Source organism: Candidatus Infernicultor aquiphilus (assembly GCF_002784285.1).
GTDB lineage: Bacteria > Atribacterota > Phoenicimicrobiia > Phoenicimicrobiales > Phoenicimicrobiaceae > Infernicultor > Infernicultor aquiphilus.
Genome location: NZ_PFKO01000274.1, coordinates 1 through 2,206 on the forward strand (window position 1 = coordinate 1; position 2,206 = coordinate 2,206).

Genomic DNA, 2,206 nt, shown 5'->3' on the forward strand with positions numbered 1-2,206 from the left:
CTTCAATTAAATGAGGGAAATAGCTTATCTTCTCTTCTTCAAAATTTTTGGTTAAATAGATAAGATATTCAATATTGCCAGAAGCTCCTTTTAGGGGAGAAAAGGTCAATCCTTGAATGCTAAAACCTAACCTAAGGGACGCTTCTACGACTTTTTTTATTACTATCTGATGAACCTCTACTTTTTTTACCAATCCACCTTTTTGAACGAACTCCCGACCTGCTTCAAACTGAGGTTTAATTAAAGCTACTACCTCTCCTTTCTCCTCAAGTAAATTATACACTGCTGGTAAAACTTTATCCAAAGAGATAAAAGAAACATCTATAGTAGCCAATTTAAACAAACTATCGAATTTATCTGCAGTAAGATATCTTATATTGGTTCTATCCATGATTACAACTCTTTGATCTTGCTGCAGTTTCCAGGCTAACTGTCCATAACCTACATCTATACAATAAACTTTTTCGGCTCCGAACTTTAAAAGACAATCGGTAAAACCTCCCGTAGAGGCGCCAATATCGATTGCTTTCTTCCCTTTAACCCAAATATTAAAAAACTTTAGGGCTTTTTCTAATTTTTCTCCACCTCTACTTACATAAACAGTCTCTTTCTTTAATACAGAAATATTACTATCCACCTTAATTTTTAGCCCTACTTTAGTGGACTTCTTTCCTTCTACTAATACTTCTCCAGCCATTATAGCCCTTTTTGCTTTCTCTCTGGAAGCGAAAAATTCCTTTTCCACCAACAATATATCTAAACGCTCTTTTACTAATTTTTTCAAAGCTATAAATTCACCTCAGAGCAAAATTTTACTTATTCCTTCTATTAAGTTAAAAATTCAATTTACCATATAATATACAAGCCATTATAATTCCTATAAAAGCTCCTACTATAACTTCAAAGGGAGTATGTCCAATTAATTCTTCAAAATTTTTATCTCTGATCTTTCTTTCCGCAAAAAATTCCAGGATAATTTTATTTAATACTTTAGATTGTTCACCGGTCTCTCTCCTTACTCCGGCAGCATCGGCCATAACAATAAAGGAGATTACTAAAGCTAAGGCAAATAAAGAAGAATCCCAACCTTCGGTAAAACCAATAGTAACTGCAACACACATAGACAGGGCTGAATGGGTACTCGGCATTCCTCCTGCCCCAAAAAATCTCATCATATCCCACTTTTTTTCAGTAATATAAAATATAAATAGCTTTATAGCCTGATTTAAAATCCAGGTTATAAGGGCAATTATGATAATCTTATTTTTAAAAATTAGAGAAAAATTGGTGATACTAATTTTTATCTTCCCTTCCTATTTTAGCTTTCATTATTCTGGCAATTTTATGATGGTTTAATCCAATCTTCATCTCTAAGAAGAGGCATACTGATGTCTACGTGACCTACTAAGCTATTCCTCTCATTTCCCTCCACTAATATTTGAACACCTTTAATCGGAGAAATTTCAGTTAAACTATTTACTATAGAATAAACGGTCATTAACTCACCGCTACTACCTCCGGTGTGGTTTTTAAATACTTCCTCAGATAGATCTACATAAACGATATCATCAGCAATATATACTTCATTAACTCGAGTGCCTTCGGGAATGGTAGAATAGAGGTCGGAACTGTCAGGACCTTTTATAAGCTCAATAACTACTTGTTTGGCCAAAGAAGTAGTTGGGGGTATTTTTCTTTTTTCAGATACTAGATACATCGCTTGAGAATCAGAAAAATAAAGATTAACTTCTATCATCTCTCCTGGTACAGTTTGAACTTCTTCTTTCTTTTCTTCTTCGTAAGGGACTTCTTTGATAACTACAGGTTTTTCTTTATATTTTTCTTTAAGAGGAATAATAATAAACTTATTAAACATTATATAACTAAAAATTATAATTACCATTAACACCAATAATTCAAAGATGAAATTTTTTCTTTTTCTTTTTTTTCTTAGCTCTCTATTTATAGCCATAATAATTTACCTTACATCTCATTAGGAATATTTTTTATATAATATATTATTGCGTCAAACAAGGCTTGGGCAGTTTTTTGACTAAATTCATTGTTCTTTAATAATTTTTCCTCTTGAGGATTAGAAATAAAAGCTATCTCTACAATTACTGCTGCCATATTCACTCCCTTTAATACTACAAAAGGAGCTTGCTTTACTCCCCTATTTTTCAACTTAAGATATTTCAACAATTCT

Annotated in this window: 4 protein-coding genes; all 4 read right to left on the reverse strand. The window is 32.2% G+C overall.

Annotated features, from left to right (window positions below; all coding sequences use genetic code 11):
• On the reverse strand, window positions 1-790 hold a 790-nt coding region (locus COZ07_RS07395), incomplete at its 3' end, for a TlyA family RNA methyltransferase (protein ID WP_406607934.1).
• 43 nt (window positions 791-833) lie between these two features.
• Complete coding sequence (locus COZ07_RS07400) at window positions 834-1,304, reverse strand: divergent PAP2 family protein (RefSeq protein WP_406607935.1); 471 nt, start codon at window positions 1,302-1,304, stop codon at window positions 834-836.
• A gap of 38 nt (window positions 1,305-1,342) precedes the next feature.
• Complete coding sequence (locus COZ07_RS07405; RefSeq protein ID WP_406607932.1) at window positions 1,343-1,972, reverse strand: GerMN domain-containing protein; 630 nt, start codon at window positions 1,970-1,972, stop codon at window positions 1,343-1,345.
• Between the two features lie 11 nt (window positions 1,973-1,983).
• The coding region (locus COZ07_RS07410; RefSeq protein WP_406607933.1) for an N-acetylmuramoyl-L-alanine amidase at window positions 1,984-2,206 on the reverse strand (223 nt) is incomplete at its 5' end.